The sequence below is a fragment of the Pseudomonas sp. AD21 genome, assembly GCF_002878485.1.
Classification (GTDB): Bacteria; Pseudomonadota; Gammaproteobacteria; order Pseudomonadales; family Pseudomonadaceae; genus Aquipseudomonas.
In genome coordinates this window covers 122,848-140,822 of record NZ_NQYG01000007.1, presented here as the reverse complement: position 1 = coordinate 140,822, position 17,975 = coordinate 122,848, and the positions used below count along the sequence as shown (strand labels likewise).

Annotated in this window: 8 protein-coding genes; 1 reads left to right on the top strand and 7 read right to left on the bottom strand. The window is 59.7% G+C overall.

Annotated features, from left to right (window positions below; translation table 11 throughout):
• Positions 1-9 precede the first annotated feature (9 nt).
• From PseAD21_RS06715 to PseAD21_RS06700, 4 genes are all read right to left on the bottom strand, one after another.
• Positions 10-4,320, bottom strand: coding sequence for a hypothetical protein (locus PseAD21_RS06715; RefSeq protein ID WP_102355014.1), 4,311 nt, complete (start codon positions 4,318-4,320; stop codon positions 10-12).
• Positions 4,313-8,371 carry a neuraminidase-like domain-containing protein gene (locus PseAD21_RS06710; protein WP_102355013.1) on the bottom strand — a complete coding sequence of 1,353 codons (4,059 nt, stop codon included), beginning with the start codon at positions 8,369-8,371 and terminating at the stop codon, positions 4,313-4,315. Before PseAD21_RS06710 ends, PseAD21_RS06715 begins: the two co-directional genes overlap by 8 nt.
• A 49-nt stretch (positions 8,372-8,420) precedes the next feature.
• The gene (locus PseAD21_RS06705; protein ID WP_102355012.1) at positions 8,421-12,059 is read right to left on the bottom strand and encodes a Tc toxin subunit A; all 3,639 of its coding nucleotides are present in this window, start codon (positions 12,057-12,059) and stop codon (positions 8,421-8,423) included.
• A gap of 143 nt (positions 12,060-12,202) precedes the next feature.
• Positions 12,203-15,493, bottom strand: a complete 3,291-nt coding sequence (locus PseAD21_RS06700) for a hypothetical protein (RefSeq protein WP_146011267.1) — start codon at positions 15,491-15,493, stop codon at positions 12,203-12,205.
• Positions 15,494-15,962: 469 nt separating this feature from the next.
• Between PseAD21_RS06700 and PseAD21_RS06695 the strand changes: the two genes are divergently transcribed.
• Complete coding sequence (locus PseAD21_RS06695) at positions 15,963-16,337, top strand: DUF6124 family protein (protein ID WP_102355010.1); 375 nt, start codon at positions 15,963-15,965, stop codon at positions 16,335-16,337.
• A 139-nt stretch (positions 16,338-16,476) separates the two neighbouring features.
• Here the strand turns inward: PseAD21_RS06695 and PseAD21_RS06690 are convergent, their stop codons facing one another.
• From PseAD21_RS06690 to PseAD21_RS29450, 3 genes are all read right to left on the bottom strand, one after another.
• Complete coding sequence (locus PseAD21_RS06690) at positions 16,477-16,836, bottom strand: PilZ domain-containing protein (RefSeq protein ID WP_102355009.1); 360 nt, start codon at positions 16,834-16,836, stop codon at positions 16,477-16,479.
• 229 nt (positions 16,837-17,065) lie between these two features.
• On the bottom strand, positions 17,066-17,452 hold the full coding sequence (locus PseAD21_RS06685; RefSeq protein WP_025112748.1) for a tol-pal system YbgF family protein: 387 nt from the start codon (positions 17,450-17,452) through the stop codon (positions 17,066-17,068).
• A 74-nt stretch (positions 17,453-17,526) separates the two neighbouring features.
• Positions 17,527-17,877: a hypothetical protein gene (locus PseAD21_RS29450; RefSeq protein WP_146011266.1), complete on the bottom strand. Its 351-nt coding sequence runs from the start codon at positions 17,875-17,877 to the stop codon at positions 17,527-17,529.
• Positions 17,878-17,975 lie beyond the last annotated feature (98 nt).

Here is a 17,975-nt window from a genome sequence, read left to right as displayed (position 1 = left end):
GCCGTGCCCTCATGAGGACTCGGTTACGCTAATGAACAACTCTTTGTAAGCCACAACTGATTGCGCGCCAATTTTATCGTGACCGGCTCGCGGGAAAATGAATTTGACGTACGCGATCCCGTTAGCGTCCGATCTCATTGAGGCAAGCGACAAATTCAAATAGAACCACGCAACACTCCTATGGGCTAAAGGCAGTCGTGTCTGCTGGTCAATAATTCTGACCTCAACATGAGCCTCGCTACCAACAACATTTCGCGGCGAAAGATTTGTGATGCGCTCGAACATGGGAATATCCGCGGGATCGAATACGTAAAACTCCCATGCTTTGGAGCTTCCGAGATGGACGGTCGCTACGAGTCTGTTCGGTCCCAGCTCACTCGGGCTAAGGACCAGTATCGATTTGCCATCCGCATTCGTGGTCGTGACAGGTAACTCCTGGCCGGGGACCTGCCACACGACTTTAATCCCTTCCAACGGTTTCCCGTCGCCTCGAGAAACAACCCGTACGACAGCGGTGACTGACTGCCCCAAATTGATATCGGTATACAAGCTGGTCAACGACTCTATCACCGGCACCAGCCCGCCATACACCAACTGCGCCATATCCCAGCCACCCAAACCGCCACTTACCGTGGCAGATAAAATGCCATCCCCCTCAGCGGAGTAAGCAAAGGTCAACCGAGCAAAACCCTCCTCGTCCGTCACCGACGGGGTCAAGACACGGCCAGCGAAACCCCACCGCACCTGCACACCAGCCAATGGCAAGCCGGTGCGTGCCGAAACCACTTTGGCAATGGCTTGCGCCTCCTCCTCGTCCGGCGGCAACCGCGAACCTTGCGGCTCGTACAGTTCAATGATTTCGCGTGGTTCCTCAAGCGTGTACGCCAGATCGACCGACTCTGAATAAACCGCATCCCCCACCGTTGCCGTCACCACCGCCGCACCTGGTGTCTGCGGTTTGAACCGTACACGGGCCACCCCATAAAAGTCGGTCAGGCTGGTCAGCGTCCCCAGTTCCGCGTTGTGCCAGGTCACTGCGATTCCCGCGATGCCCTTACCGGTGATGGACGAGACCACAGAGCCCTCCTCGACCAGTTCCTGCTCCCATTCCAGCACGTGCTGAACACGGCTATTGGCGAGGATTTTCAACACTTGCGCGCCCACGCCCAACGACATCGCGTTGGCCGGTGACAGGCGCGCCAATCGCTCAGCGCCCAGGCGAAGCGCGAAACCGCCGTCCGTCACATCATCGCAGCGCACGGAGAACCGCATGCCGAGGGCCGAGGGCCGGTGCGCAACGCCGAGCGCGGGTTCGAAGCGCAGCCCCAGCGCCACAGGACCGGTACCGGTCAATCCCAAGGCCAGGTCTTGCTCGAACAATGGACTGTCATCCTCGAACAGCACTTCGAGAATGTGTGTACCTCGGCGCCGCGGGAAGAAGGTTTGACTGCCCCACGGCTGTTCGTCATGGCCATCGAAGCGCACCCGCACACCCTCCCAAGGGTCACGGGCGAGTGCGATAAAAGACAAGGCGCGCTGCTCTTCATAATCGTCAAACGGGCTGCGCACATTGGCCACCACCTCCTGCTGACCGGCGGTGCCCGGCGTCAAGCCAAAGCCCGACCAGCCAAGGTCATCGCTGGCGACTGTTTCGAGGCCGGCCGCCGTCTTCCACTGCACCGCCACCTGCGCCACCGCCTGGCCGGTGAATGCCGAAACCACCCTGACCCAACTCCAGGCTTTATCCTTGCCGATGACGGCATCAACCGCAGACTCGTGCCAGCCGCCAATGCGCAATTTGTTGTGGGCGAGCCGCATCGGGTTGGCGCTCATGGACAGACTCAATGCAGGCAGAAAAAGCCCGAGCGTAAAGTCGCCGGAGTCCTTGCTCGCAGTGAAGTCCAGGCTCCATCCAATACCTCCATCGCTCAGCGTCTGGGAAATATCGAGCGGCGGGTCGACGCTTGCGTCCAGCTCGCCGGCCGGTGTTCCCTGCCACATCAACGTTCCCTGCAACCCCACCAACGGACTCAATGCATTGGGTAAATAGCGCACGTTGTGCCTGGCGCCGATGCACGGAAACAACGTCTGACCGGCTATTGTCGCGGTCACCTGATCCAGCATCACCGTCAGTTCATCCATCAGATCAGTGGCGATCAGCCGACCGAACAACTCTCGGGGTGACGCCAGCACCGGGCTGCTCAATACCAGACTGAACAGGCTGCTGCTGCTCGATGCAACTTGTGAACTGAACGTCCATTCCAGCCCCTTCGATTCCAGCTTCAAGGGCACGCCGATACCTGCGACGGTCAAGCCGATTTCCGGCGACTCACCACGCCACTGCAGCGTCACCAACTGATCGAGCAACGAACTGCCAGCCGTCGCTTCAATGCGCAGGGTGTGCGAAGCCCCACGCCAGCACAACAAGCCCAGCTCGGTCAGATCCACTTCAGTGTTGTCGAACAAAATCCTGATCTGATTCTTCCAGGGACTGCTCGGCAATGCCTTGACTGCAAACGGGTGCTCCATTGCCACCGCATCGGCGTGCGCCCTGACGCGGGCGGTCACCACCAGGTCGCCACCAAGGGAGGGCTGGTAAAAAATGTTGGCCCAGCCACCGCTACCTGACCGGGTCGAAATCGTGCCTTCGGGCGTCAGCCAGTCGACCAATGCATTGTTGACCGGATCGCCGTCGCCGCTGGTGACCACGTGCACCACTTGCACCCGCAGCAGGACGCTTTCGCGCTCATCCACCACAGGAAACTTGTTGGCCTCCTGAACGTCGCCGATGCGCACCAGATTGCGTGCCAGTGACATCGGTTTCCTGTCGGAGGGCAGCAGCAGCTTCGAGCATGACAACTGCAACAAGAAGCGCCCATCGAGCTCGTCCTGGCAGATCAACGCCCAGTCCAAATCCGCTACGCCGACAGGTATCGACTGTTCCAGCTCCGGGCGCACTTGCACGCCCAACTGTGCCGCAGAATCGCCTTCCCAGCGCATGGCCAACTCGGTGCCACGCAACACCTCGGGCAGCCGCACACTCACCTGATAGGTAGAACCACGATTGGGATATCCGGTCGTTTGCGCCCAGGGCAAGGCGTTGCCCTCGACCACCGCCAGCACCTCCTTCCATGGATCGGTCGCGAGCACCCGAACATCCAGCGTTGTAGTCTCGACACCACTGGCATAGTACGGACTCGTTACCGAGGCTTTGATAGCAACGTCGCCCGCAGTCGTGGGCAGGAAATCGAAGTATGCCCACCCCTCGGAATCGGTGGACGTAGTGCCGAGAACCCCCTGCCCGTCGATCGCCCAGGTCACCGTGCGCCCGGCCAGAAACTGACCGGTGTACCAGGAGGCCACTCGCACGCCTAGCCGCACCGATTGCGCCAACTCCAGCACCGGGTAGTACGCGGCCTCCAGTTCCTCGCGAAACACCAGCCGATGATGGCCCAGCGAGGCCCGTATCGGGTAAGGCGCAGCGGTGTACTGGTTCACCAGGTTCACCGTGAACAGGTAAGGATCCTGACCATCATCGATCAACGGACACTGCAAGACCCTCGGTAAATCCAGCGGATGATCGACGCCCCAGTCAGGCGCCGTGGTAACGGCGCCTTGCGGGTTGTCGTCGCTGATCAACGCAGCCTTGGTGTAGAGCCAGGGGCTGTCGGGTTCGGGAACACATTCAAGCCGATGCTGAAAGCCACCGTCCACGCCCAGGCACAGGTAGAGCAACCCGCTGGCCGGCAATTGCTCCTCGTCCAGCTTCAGTGTTTGCAGCACCACTGGCTCAAGGTGCAGGGCCAGATGAATGCGAGTGATCAGGATCCTCAGGTGATAGTCATCGGGATCAGCATTGGCTGGAGCGACCACCGTGACACGGATCTTGTCCAGGCGCTGCAACGGCAGATCGAACGGAGCGTTGTACTCGATCGGCTTGAATACCAGCGGCTGGCCGCTGGCGATCCGTGCCTGGTCTTCTGCAAGGTTGCGAGTGCTGCCCGGCGGCAACGGGATTTCTCTCAACACGGTTCCATCGTCAGCCGTGATGAGCATGCGGCCCGCTTCGGCATGCCGCGTTTCATACAGAAAACTCAATACATACCTGGCGCGGGCATCCGGCTTTACCGGTACGGTGACCTGCTGCCAGGCAGAACCAAGGTTGCCCGCAGACAGCAGCTTGATCGGTACGCCGTCATAGACCTCGCCGACGACTGCGACCTCGCGCTTGTTGGCACCTCGCGTCCAGTTGTCCATGCCCTGGCTGAATTCACCATTGAGCAGCAGACTGTCATTGGCCTGAACGACTGGATCAAACATGATTGCCTGCTCCTTTGACATTGCGTGACTGACGGGAACTCATTGCCCGGGTGACCAGGTCTTTGACAGCAAGGGTAAACGTCGGCTCACCGGCCTTGGCCGTGTAGCGGATACGCACGATGACGTCGGTGAGCGATTTGAGCATCGGCGCTTGCCGCTCGCTCTCGGGCCACGGAAAGTGCAACTGCCAGCGCGACACCGCTCCGGTGTTCTCGAACGGATTGAGCAAGCCTTCATCCGGTTTGCTGGCGTTCATGCCGGTGTCGGCGAGGCCCACCGATAAACCGATCTGCTGGCCACTGCGCAGATTGAACTGAACATCAGGTGGCGCCACTGCGCCTGTCGGCTGGTGCAGGTACTCGACCGAACGCGCCGTTGCCCGGGTGGCGGTCATGCTGCCGACCTGACGCAGCGTCGCCTGAACATCCTGGTAAGGGCCGGTCAGCACCGGAAGATCGACTTCGATCAGGTTGATCAGCCGGCAGTATTCCCCCGGATGATCACGATCGAACAGCAACTGCGTCAGCTGGAATTCCAGAGTGCCCTTGGCGATCAAGTCCTGCAGCGCCAGCGACCAGTTGGTAAACCCGCTCTGCGGATCGGCCGAATCATCAAACAGTTGCCGCAACGAAACGGTTTTCACCCGCTCCAGACGGCGCTCATGGCTTTGCAGATACAGGCGGTCCATGCGCAGCAGATATTCGCGCAAATGCTCACCGGCGGTCAGGCCGTGACGGTTGTCCAGCCAGACTTGTGGCAACGCATCGTCGGTGTCGTCTTCACCTGTTTCGGCACTCAGCGACGCGCGGGCACTCAGACACAGGCTGACCACCGCATCGTAGGCCTGATAGTGCAAGGCTTTGAGTTGCCCCAACAGCCAGCCGAACAATTCAGCGTTGCTTGCGCGCTTTTTCAGGTAGTTGTAGAGGGTCAATGCTTGAGCGTTGGCGCGCAAGGTCTGCTCCAGACTGGCCCTGGCCGCTTCCAGCGCAAACGCCTGCGCGGCAAGTTGCTCGTCAATGGCTTGCACCTCGGACCGAGCCTGATCGCGTTGCAACTCCCACTCTCGGCGACGCAGGCGATAACTCTCGATGAGTGCCTGTTTTTCCGCGTCGGTCTGCAGGGCCATGGCGCCGATTTGCAACCCGAAGACCACTGCATCGGTGATGGCATCGTAGCGACTGCCACCGACGGCCATGCCGAAAATATTCGGCAGATTGGCCAGCACTGCCCCTCCGCCCTTCAGCGCGACGGCGCCCAGATTCAGATCTTTGGTGATCTGCAGTTTTTCCATGACCTGATATTCAGCATCGGTCACGTTCTCGTCGTACCAGGCCTGATACCGGTCGGCCCGCTCCTGCACCATGCTGCGGCTCTGAGCCAGCGCGGTAACGCTCGCCTGCAAATGGGCAATCGATTGCTCCTGCACAATGCGTGCATAGTCGCCCAGCTCCTTCATGTGTTCCTGTTGCATTTCCTCCTGCTCAGCGCGGTCACGTTGTTCGATCAGGCGCAAAACCTGACTGCCGTATTCCTGCAGGGTCTGCACCGCACGCAGTGCCGACTCGTAAGTGACCCGCCAGCGAAACGCGCCCACCACCAGACGGCCGCCCATTGGCCGAGGCCCGCCGATACCGCCGCCGGCCAGGTCGCGCAACAGTTGATTGGGATCGGTGGGCGGGCTGAACAGCGGAACGTTCAGCGGTTTGCCATCCAGGGTCAGATTGTTGCGCAAATTGTTCAGGCGCTGGCCGGGCCAGTCGTACAGTTCGAGCAACTGTTCATTGATTGGCGTTTTGAACGGCTCGTTCGCCAGTAATCCCATCAGTGGCGCCGCTTCGGCGACCGCTGGAATCTGCGCGAGGGAATACGCCAACTCACGTTCAAACTGCTCGAGCGCCGGACGTGTATTGCCCTGTTTCAGCAAGCTGTCGACCGTCTGCGCTTCCCAGCGAGCCACAGCCCGGGCCGAGGGCGGTTTACCCATCAGAAATTCTGCCTGCACGTAACACAACTTCGCGGCCACCAGCGCATCGCGGGTAAGCTGGCGGTAATACCAGTCACCCCAGGCGATGAGGTTTTTCACATACTCGGTGAATACCAGTTTGCTGTAGTGCTCGGGCGCCGCGTAAGCAATCGCATCCGGATCGGTGGGCATCCGCACTTCGTGGCCCAGGTTGCCCGTCTCCTGAAGCGGACGGCAGCGCCAGTAACGGGGTTTCGGTGGAGAGTCCGACGTTGCGATGGCTTGCGGATCGAACAGGTAATGCAGCCAGTTTTGTGCCTCGGCAAACCGGTCTTCGGCTCGCAGACGCGCGGAGACCAGGTGCGGCAAGTGAAAAAACAGCTCCCAGAAATACAAGCCATTCGCGCCGTTGAATGCCCCGTTCGGCTCCGTGAACTTATCGTCTGCCTCAGGGGCGGGTTCTTGCAGAAACTGCGTGTTCCAATCCAGCACCGCATCGACCGAGATGTTGCTGCGCTGTACCAGATCGGGACCGAACAGAGAGTTCAAACGCGCGCGGGGCAGCATTGCGGTCTGTCTGAAAGCGATGAACTGCGCCGCATCCCGGGTGTTTTTTTCCAGTGTCGGCGGGAGTGAACGGACGAAATCCCCCAACGACACCTTAAAGACCCGATTGCCGTAGGTTGGGTTACTCAGCGTGAATGTGGCCCCGCCTACAAACCCTCCTTTATTCCGTTTCAGCAATAGCCAGTCCGTTGCCCAGCCACCGGCAATGGGGAATGATCCCTTGACCTCCGCCGGATCTTCGCCCGCCCCGTGACTCAGCGTCAAAGTGAACTCGGCACTGGCGCTGCTCGCCAGATTTCTTGCCCTGCATTGTCCTCGAACCCAGAGATAGTCCTGGTTACCCACCTCTGCAAACACCGCCTGCAAGGTGAAGTAAGGCGCCATAACGCCTGTCCCCGGCCCTTCGAGCGCAATCGTCGGCTGAGTCGCAGGGGTCAACGGGTGCTGAACGACCAGTACATCGGTAAAGCGATGCGTCGCCAGGTGGTCGAGCCAACTGCCATCGTCTTCAGGCAGCGGACGAAACAACACGTCGCGCGTCGCACCGACTTCCAAGTCGCTGCCGTTGGTGAGCCATACACCCAACCGGCCCTTGGGGTGGTACGCGTCGGTCAGCGTGGTCGCAATCAGCCGCGCGCCCGCGCTTTTATCCGTGTCTTGTTCACTGCTGTGCAGGCTCAAGGGCGCCGACCAGTCCCCACTCTGGTTCATGAACGCCAGATTGATGTCCAGTCGGTTCGGCAGGCTACGCTCCCCTGCCAGCCCCTTCACCTCGTCGCGCCACTCGGCCCAGACCAGGCACAAACGACCGCTCCAGAACACCGGCCGCACATCCAGCACCCGGCCCCCCACCGGAATCTCGATCGCTTGCCATTCATCCCAAGCCGCTGGATTGACGGGTTCACCCGCTGTGGTCAGTTCGATCTCGGCCTTGCGCCAGAAATACTGAAACGGCTGCACCCGCTGCCGACCGACAAAATAGTAGGTGGCGCGAACCGCCGAATCGCCGTCCAGACAGCCACTGATAACGTCCAGGTTGCAGGTTTGTTCGAACGCTTTCAAATAACCCTGCAAGGCACGTTGCACCGAATCGCCGCTCAGGCGTGTCTGGTTCAAGTCATTTTCCAGCGCCTTGAACAGACGGGTTTTGCGCTGCCGCACGAACGGGGTGATGAAGTTTTCCGGGTGGAGCGCAATCATCGTCAGCGCAGCCCAGTCCGGATAGTTGTTGTACAGTTCCCAGAGCTGCAGATCGGCCTTATCGAACTCGACCTTTTCGTATCCGGGTTCAAGTTTGCGATAGGCCGCATGAATGAATTGCTGTGCACAGCTCGTCGCTTCCGCCACCCAGGAACTTTGCACCGGGTAATTATCCTGCGGGTCCAGACGCAACAGTTCGAACAGATCCTGTGGCGTTCTCACAAAGGCGTAACGGTCTTTGGCGACATGGCCGATGCAATATTCGACCAAGGCGTTACGGCGTTTTTCCAACAGTTCAGCCAGATTGCTCTGAGTCATGGTCTGTTCTTCCTGCGTCCTGGAGCACACGCGCCGTCAACGGGCGCAGTCATGGGGTAACTGGCGGATCGTCGAACTTGATGGGCTCAAAAAGCGCGGTGTTGGAACTGGCCTCGCACAACACGCTGAACCTGAAGGTGCCACCAGACGGGCTCGACACATACACCTTCGTGATGCCCTCGGCATCGGTGTAAGTCTGTTCAGGGCGGATCACCGCCACGGGGAGTCGCGTACCGTCCTGTGCCTCGGCAAGCCAGCGCACCAGACGGTTGCGTCCGAGGTTTTTATAGTCATCGCGCAGCGTGGCGGTCAGCATGAACTTCTGCCCCGCCGGTATTGGCGCTTCAGGTACCAGAGACATCTGTGGCGGAGGGAAAAACAGCGTCTGAGCGTCATCGGAGACAGTGACGAGCGGTGCCTGCTGCGCATCGATCAGGGCCACCCAGAACAAAGGCACCTCCTGCCCCATGAGCTTGCCCGGCAGGTATTCGACCTGCACCGTGCCATCGACTTCCGTGGCTTTCGCAACGACAGTGCCCAGGCTCGTCTGCCAGTGCACGTACACGCCGCTCAACGCTTTGCCGCCGGGAGTCTTGAGCGTCACGGTAAAGATGATTTTTTCATCAGGCTTGTTGGCCACAACCTCAGTCTTGTCTGCGGTACAGGTCATGCTGACCAGCGGTTCAGGCACCTCATCGGCGAAAGACACCATCGGTGCCCGGGTTTCCGAGAGGCTGAGCACGGCGCGTTCGGCGGCGACTCGGTAAGCGTCCTTGTCGATCGCTTCAGGCAGATTGCCCAGCAGAAAAATCGTCTGGGCATCCATGCCACTGTGCGCCGCCAGTACGCGTATGCGCAGCAGCAGGTCCAGTTGACTGAGGTTCTTCAGAATCTTGAGATCAGGGTCGATGTGAATGACGCACTCGTGCACTTCCTGCACGCTCCAGTCAAAAAATGCCGCGAGCCGCCGTAATGCCGCCTGCTCCGCGAGCCACAACGCATCGGCAGACAGATCATCGGCCAGGGCATTGACCTCGCGCAGATAGTCGAGCAATTTTTCGGCAGGCTGCTCGCTCAACTCGAACGCCCGAGTCAACGCGCTCAGGAAATACAGTGTGCGCACCGACAACAGATGCCAGTCTTGCCGGTCTTGCTGGTCCATCCAGGCCTTGTGGCCGTACTGCAGAAAGTCCTCCAGCAGCCGGGCACTCAGGTTCAGCTTGCTCACCACCGCAGCGCGCCGCCGCACATCGGCCAACAGGCTCAACAAGGGAGCCGGCTGCTCGGACGCATGTGCTCGCGCCTGCAGTGCTGACGGCTCGGCACGTTCCAGCACCTGAGCCAACAGTTGATACACCGTGGACTGCGCCCAGGTCAGTATCCGCAGCGAACGTTCGGCGTCGAGTGCGGTGTAGACCGCCAGACACTCTCTGGCAACCGACGCTTGGGCCTCCCGTGCCTTTATCAGCACGCTCAACATGCGTTCGACGATGATCGCCCGCGCTCCGGCGTCGTTTTCACCGAGTCCGTCCCTGACCGCCTGATCAAGCTTTTCTCTGGCAAAGAGCAGGTAATCCGCCTCAGGCAAATCCAATGCAATGACCAGCCCCGTGGCGTCGACCAGCTCTGCCAGTAATTGCAGCCAGTCCAGCCCGACCAGCAAGGGGACGCCGGCCGTCTGCAGTCCGGCATTGCTGAACAATGCGGCCGGCAGCAGGTTGCGAATCTGCTCGAACAACTGGCGTTCAGCCTCCGTGGCCACCGCCAATGCCTGGGGTGGTGCCACCTGCTGCAACATCCACAACACCGGCATGTCACGCTCCTTGCACCAGGACGCGCAGGATTGCATGGCATGAATCAGGTTGAGAACGTCAGGAGGGGTTTCCTCATCGCGGCGCTCGCCCACCTGTGGCAGCCCTGCCAAGCCGTTGAGCCAGCTCTTGCCGCCCAACAGGGTCAGCATCAGCACGCCTTCGACCGGTGTAATGCCCAGCAACCGCGGCAACTTCACCAGCCGGTAAAAACTCGAGATCACCGCCGTGCTGCGCTTGAGTTTGTCCCCCAGCTCATGCGCCTCGGCAATGGCCGCCGCCAGGTAAGCGTAGGTCTGCAAATCGATACTCAAACCGCTGCACAACTGACTGATCGTCAAATCGCTCTCGCCTTGCGCCGGCAGTGTCGAAAACTCGCCATTGTCCAGCCGCATTGGCTGGCGATAGTCACCCTGACTGTTGAAGGTACGGTCAAACAACGAGGGCACCTGCGCCCGGCCATAGATCGACATTTCATCGATAAACGCCGCGAAGTCCTGGGCCGTGCAACCGTAGTGCTCGCGCAGTGACTGAAACAACCCCAGCGCATGCACGCTGTGCGTGGAAATCCAGTACGGATGTGCGGGTGTTGCCCCACGCGCCTCGGCATGGATGGCTGCTGCCAGAAGTGCATCCACCTGGTCGCTCGGCAAGTCCAGCCATTGGTCCAGACGCAGCTTGCGATTCATTCGCTCGTAGCGATCAATCGTCGTCGGCTCTTGCGTCAAGCGATGAAGTAACCCTCCGCCGCCCCCCCTGTAGTCGATATTGAGCACCGGCGATGTGCCGGCGTTGATAAAGACCGATCCGCAACGATGACTTTCCATTTCCCCCGGCGGGGAGTTTTCGTAAACAGTCACATTGGCCGAACGAGTCGGGGCGAACTCGCGAATCGACAGCAACGCCTCCAGGCCCCGCGAGTCCTGTCGGGTGCGATCACCGAAGAACTTCGCCTGATTGAGGTTTAACCATTCAGTACCGAAGGCACCAAAATTACGCGCGTAGTACGCATCCCGTGCATCGCCGTCCTCTGGGTCCACGGGGGCTTCCGTCAGTAACTCACGCTGATACGGGCCCAGTCGCGAGGCATGGCTCAGCGCGCGTCCGGCATCGGTGTCCCACGCTTCAGGCTGCAAAAAATAGGGATAGGCCAGGTCCACCATGTGGGTGATATCGCCCACCGAAAAACCGTGTTGACGGGCGACGAAATCGAGCGTGACCCAATGCTGAAAATACGGTAATCCATTGGGGTAACGTGCCTCGACGAGGGCATCCTCCAGATACAGCTTTTTGGGGCTGTTTGTACTGATGAAGGTTTCCAGCACCGGGACAATGACCTCCAGCGCCGAGATCGCTTGATGCACGGCGTTGAAGTCGACAAGCAAATGTTTGAGATCCTGGCGGCGCAGGTGCAAATCCAGTTTGCTCGCGTCACCTTCAGGAAAGATCCGCTGATCGATCCAGCGTAACAATTCGATCAGATAGGCCACTGGCGAGTTCATCGCTTCGAGTGCCTGAGGCGGACAAAACTCATCGAACTTCGGATTGAACAGTCGCTCGTAGCTCGGCCCGTCAACGATCGACAGCAAACCACTGCCAGGATGGACCGATTGCGTCGAAGAATGGCGCAACGAGTGCTCGATGAAACGACGTCGCACGAAGATCGCCAAACTGTTGGCCCTGCGCAAAAATGCCTGCGCGTCCTCGGGATGCATGCTGTAGTCGTCGACCAACCCGCGAACGCCGTGCTCCACCACATGAAAAATGGACCCGCCGCGCTCCAGATAGGTGCAGAAATCAACATAGCTGTCGCGTTGCGCTTCGCTGAACACCTGCTCCAGCAGTTGCTCAACGGGACGAATCACGGGGTTAGTCATGGTCGGGTTCCCTGTATCGTTGTCGTGTCAGAACGTTTTTTCGCCTGACGAGCCGATGCCTTCATGCTTGAATCTGAGCCACGCGACGGCTGGGCGTCTACTGTCATAAATGACAGTAGACGCCACCACTCATCGGAAAAAAATCAATTCTCAGGTGGCGATGGCACGTCGAAACGCTCGCTTTCGACCCAGTCGGACAGGGTCGAATTGTCCGCACCGTCAGTGATGGTCTGCTGGAATCGGCACCAGTGGCCACCAGGACTCAGCGTTTGCGTCGCCTCGCCGCGCCAGCCCTGCGCGGTGACGGCAAGGTCTGCGCTCAGGGCTTGTTCCGGGTCGAACCAGGTCACCACCCGCCCGACGCCGGTGCGCCCTTTACCGACGAAACGAAGCGGATTTTCGACCCAGCGTCCCGGCGCCGGCTCATCGATGACAGGCCGATAAGTGCCGAGCACTACAGGGTGCGGGGCTGAGGCGGCAGAAACAAAACCGTCACGCGAGGACACCGCCACCAAATCGCAGGCGCCGGCGGGCTGGTCCGGTTTAAGCGTCAATGACCAGGTACGATTCGCCAGCACAGGACTGTGTCCGAGCAGCGTCGCCTTATCGCTTTTCAGCGTCACCGTAACCATGTCTCCCGAATGGCCGAAGCCGGAAACATCGGCGGAGTCACCGATATGCACGCCCCGCCCGGGGCTTTCGATATGCGGCGCGGCGGGCACCACCTGGTAAGTGCGTACAGGGCTGTCCTTCGACTCATAGGTCTGGAAGATTTGCCTGGCCTTCACGGTGTAGTTGCCGACCGGCAACGTTACTTCGGCTTGCCATTTGCCCTCGGCACCGACCGGGACTTTATCGAGCAGGATTTCGCTCGGGTTCTCCCGCCGGATGGTCACCTGGCCGAACGGTTCGCCGGTGCCTGAAAGCATTGAGGTTCGCGCCAACGACTGATTGGGCGCCGGCACCTCGATGACGGGCGGCAACAGCACCACGAAACAGCTGCGCACATCACTGCGCGGGGATTCCCTGCCAGCGATGGTCTGTGCGGCGTCGATCTGGTATTTGCGAAAGTCGAGTTTTTTCAGTTCGATGAACCAGGGACCATGCGCCGTCAGCCGTTTCGGCTCGCCCAAAGCCCGGCCGTACTGCGCGTCGCGCAGTTGCAGCGTGGCACCGCTGAACCCGTTGGTTCCGCGCACGATCAGGTCGTAGTGTGCATCTGCGTCTTCAGTCGGTTCGGTGATCACCGGCTTTTCCGGGCTGACCCAGAACGTTTGCGTCGCTGCCGGCGAGGCGCGTCCTGCCACGGTCTGTATCACCGTGACGGTATGCTCCTTGTCCGGTGCAAACCCGATGTCACGTTTGAAAGCCCAAGTGCCGCTGCTGCCATTGGGTCGGTGTTCGCTCGTACTGTCGCTGTACTTCAGGCTGAGTGTCGCGCCGGGCCAGCAGGTGCCGGAGATTTTCGGCGACAGGCCGTCATCCTCGACGGCGGTGATCAGCGGTGCCAGCAGCGGCACGCTGATGGTCATTTCCACCGGGTCGGAGGCCAGAGCACCGTCTTTTTGCACCACCAGCACAACCTTGCTGGTGTTCGGCTCCCAGCGTGATGATGCCTGTATCCGCCAGCCCTGAGCCGTGACCGCTGCCGGCGGTGCAAGCGACGCGCCGGTCGCTTTGTCCGTCACGTGCACCGTGGCTCCGCTGACTCCTTTGCCAGTCAGAATCGGCGTGTAATCGACCACGGTGTAAGCCAGGTCAGTCGGCGCAGGAAAACGGTCGATATTGATGATCCGTTCGACCGCTTGCGACACCGCATTCCCCAGCTTCTGCCGCACCTGCACCGTGCGTGTCGAACCCGGTGCCCAGGCCTGCAATGCCCGGCTCGACCAGCCTTGCGCCGTGACGGTTGCCGGCGGCGTGACCGCGCTGCCATCTGCCTTGTCCGTGATCTCGACCGATGCGCCGGTAACGCCTTTACCGGTGAACGTCGGGGTGTAATTGGTAATGGTGTGGGTCACATCCGTGGGCGGCGGCAGGGTTGATGACACCTTGAACAGGTACTCCAGCGAAGGAATCCAGCCGCCGGCGTTATCGGAAACCTTCTGCACGACCTTCAGGTCGTAATCGCCGATGGGCCAGTTCTGCGAGGTCGTCGTCCAGCGTCCTCCCTGCACGATCACGGTGGGCGGTGGCGTCGCACCTGTCGGGTCTTTGACGATCGTGATCTCGACCGTGGCGTCGGTAAAACCTGCGCCGGAAAACTCGGCAGTGGTGAGGGTCGGGTAGCTGACGCTGACGGCGGTCAGTGCTGGAGGGCGGACTTTGAACGTTCGAGCCAGACTACGATCGGACGACTGACCTTGAAACGTTTGTTCCGCCACAATCGTATTAGTGCCCGGGGGCAGTGGCTGCAATGCGTAGGTGCTCCACTTTCCATTGCTGCCCACCGTTGCCCTGCCAACGACTTCCGTCGTCCGGTCCTGATAAACGACGACGGCTGCCCCAACTGTCCCCTCTCCTTCAAATAAAGGTGTACGGGTTACATAAGCGCCGGTAACAGGGACCACAATCACGGGAATACCGAACTCTACGACGGTGATCGGCACCTCATTCGACCATTGTAGAAATTGATTGGAATAGCTTGCCTCTGCTACCAGAACAATTCTGCGCAATGGAAGCTCTACGTTCAGCTTCACGTCGAATCGATTGCCTGCCACAGCACCGCTGCCGTATAGAACCACCCCGCTGCCGGCTTCATAGATGCGTACGTCGGTACCGCTATGCCCATCACCGGAAATCGTCGGCAGACGTTCATTGACCAGCACGTCATCATTCGCCGGCGAAGTGATTTTCAAGGTTTTGGCTACGGTGACGGGTACCAGCGCCGAATTGTCCGACCGCACTGAATTGACAATCTGCACAGCGCCGAACTGATGTAACCCTTCCTCAAGATTATCGACTTGAACCGACCAGCTGCCGTCCCCCGAAGCAGTCCCTCTCCAGGTTCTGTTGTCAGGCACCCGGTATAGTTCGATGCTGGCGTCAGGGTAGGCGCCCCTCCCGGAAATGACGGGATTGGGACCCACTAGCGCCGGAGGGGCAATCAGGGTTACGGGTTTGATAACACGAAATTTCCCGGAGAATCCCCAATCAGACCACACCCCCTGCGCATCGAATTGGGTATGTATTTCGCAGTCCGGCCCTTGTTCGAGCTGATCAAGGGTGAACTCGTAGTAGTAACCGTTGTGCGTACCCGTGATTTCCAGCCTGTAGTCCGGATTGTAAATATGGACTTTCCATTTGCCATTGCGATTGAACCCGAAATTGCAGCGAACTCGTAATGGCAGTTTTTGCATGGTTCCCGATAGCGGGACGGAAAACGTTGGGGCAGCCCATCCGGTTACAACAGGATCATCTGGTTCTTCGCTCATGACAGGTGAACTCCTGGACTGTTTGACGGGCTGGTCTTGCTCCGTTTTGTATCGCCATTGAGGAGTAAGTCACACCTGTAAAATCTGACAGTCCGGACGAACGGTAGCGTTGCGTGGCGGTGTATTTCGTGGTGTTTCTCCAGCGCGCCGGGAGGCTACAACGCCTTGCGCCTTTGCCTACAGATCCGCCAGAATCCGCTGGCTTGTGCGCTTTGCTGATGCCCCGTAACGTGGTCCATGCCGCTGCCAATCAGTGGTCGGGTTTAGTCGCCCGGGGGGTATACGAATGTGCATAAGCGTCATCAAGTCGGGTATTCCCTATCCCCGCACTCGATGGTGGCTGTTCGCAGGGCGCCCTCGGGCGCGCCGGTATTTCGTATGCCTCCCGGTCGACTAACCTGCTTACAGCCGCCACCCTAATTCGTTTAGTCGCGAATCGGTCGTGGCCCTACTTAGAGGCAATACGATCATGTTCAAAGCAACTCCGAATCCACCCGAAACAGACCCCGCCGATACCTCCCCCTACGCATCCTCCGATTCCCGAAAACTCCACGAAGCCGCCGAACGCGCCCTCGACCATTACCTCAAACCCGAACCGCCCTCGCGCAATTCCGTTGATCGCGGCATGCAGATGTTCGTGGTCGCGCCTGACCTCAATCCCGAAGCCATCGCCATCCAGACCTACGAAACGTTTTCGTCGGTGAGCATTCTGCTGCTGGATCTGGCGGACAGCCTGGAAGACAAACCACGGCATCTGGCGATGGCGATCTATCAGTTGAGCGAGATGGGTTTGTTGCTGGCGGAGAAGACGCTGGACAGTGAGCGGGCGATTGCTGTGGCCTAGGCGTCGATGACGGGGCGTCTGTACTGACGCTTTCGCGGGCAAGCCCGCGCCCACAGTGGCCAGTGGTGATCACAAAGTTGTGTACGCCAGCGATCCTTGTGGGAGCGAGCTTGCTCGCGAAGCTTCTGGCAGTTTGACGTCAGGCAGAAGCCGGCAATGGCTGAAAACTGAAGTACTGGCGCAACGCCTCGACCAGTTGCCCGTATTCCGCCGGAGGACGCTGCAGGCTGAAGCCGGCGTCGTAGTGCATCGGGGTCGCGTCTTCATGGCACCACAGGCAGCACGCGGTGAGGTCGATCACCTGCTGCAGGCCATCGCCGCACGGGAGCTTGAGACGCAGGCTGAAATCGACACCGGTCATCATCGGCAACTGGCTGATGAGCATCAGCCCGTCTTCGGACACGTTGCCCAGAAAGCCGATGGGTTTGTCGGTGACGCTGTTGAACACCCGGAGGAAGTACGGCAACTGATGCCGTTCGATTCGTCGGTCGGTAAACATGCGCAGTACGCCATGCAAGGCTCCATCACAGAGCCGCACCTTTGCTTCGGAACACGCCGGTATCGCAGACGCGCTCTCCCCGCTTCCGGTGGGATGGTCGCCAATACGCCATCACCTCAACCACGACCAGTCGCAGGTGTTGCCCCGATCCAGACGTCAGGCGCTGAACCGGATCACTGGACTATAGCTCACCTTGTACAGTCAGCCAGCGTTTGTATGACAACCAGCATCAGAAGCGTTGCGGGCTCGGCACTGCCGCTGCACTGCGCGTCGGGTAGTGGCCCAGGCTCTGCAGGGTTTCCAGGCGCGCACGGGCGCGGAAGGCATATTCGCTGTTGGGGTACGAGGCGATGATGAACTGGTAGGTCTGCGCCGCGTCGATGTACATTTTTTGCCGTTCCAGGCACTGGCCGCGCATCATCGACACTTCCGGCCACACATAAGGGCGGGCCCGGCTGTCGCGTTCGACCTTGGACAGCTCGAGCATCACTTGCTCGCAATTGCCCCGGTCGTAGGCGCTGTAAGCGTTATTCAAATGGTGATTCATCGCCCAACGGGTACATCCCGTGGCAGCGAGGGCGCTGAGGGCAAGGGCGGCAATGGGCAACAATCGCATGAGGGTTCTCCTGTCTTGAGCAGTGTATCGACCTTGCGCGAAAAATCTTCAATGCCGCCATCGTCAGCGTGGTATCAGTGCGTGGCGTCCTCGGGAGGGTTGGCATCGCCATTCGGTGCAGAGGGGGTTGACTCCAGATGGATGGTCACAATCGGTGACCTTGGCGAAACCGTGCCGTCCTGACTTCTTTCAACAACATAAAAACCGAATTGACTCAGATCCAGGAACGTAAGCCAACTCCCGTTGCTACTGATCAATTGGCCAAACAGCTGATTCAAGGGATCCTTGGTGCTGTAGGCGACCGCGAAATTACCGGGTGTTCCTGTTCCCTCCACTCGAAAACGGACACCTGGCTTGTCGCCATCTTTTGGGCTTTCAATCACTGGCGGCTCCAGCGCTTTGCGTGCTGTTTTTTTTGCTGTCATGTCATTAGCCTCACGGCCCCGCCAACCGTTGGCGGGATTCAATCTGTATATCGATCGAAAAACCGCGTGCCACCTGTAAGAAATACCAGTACCGACGA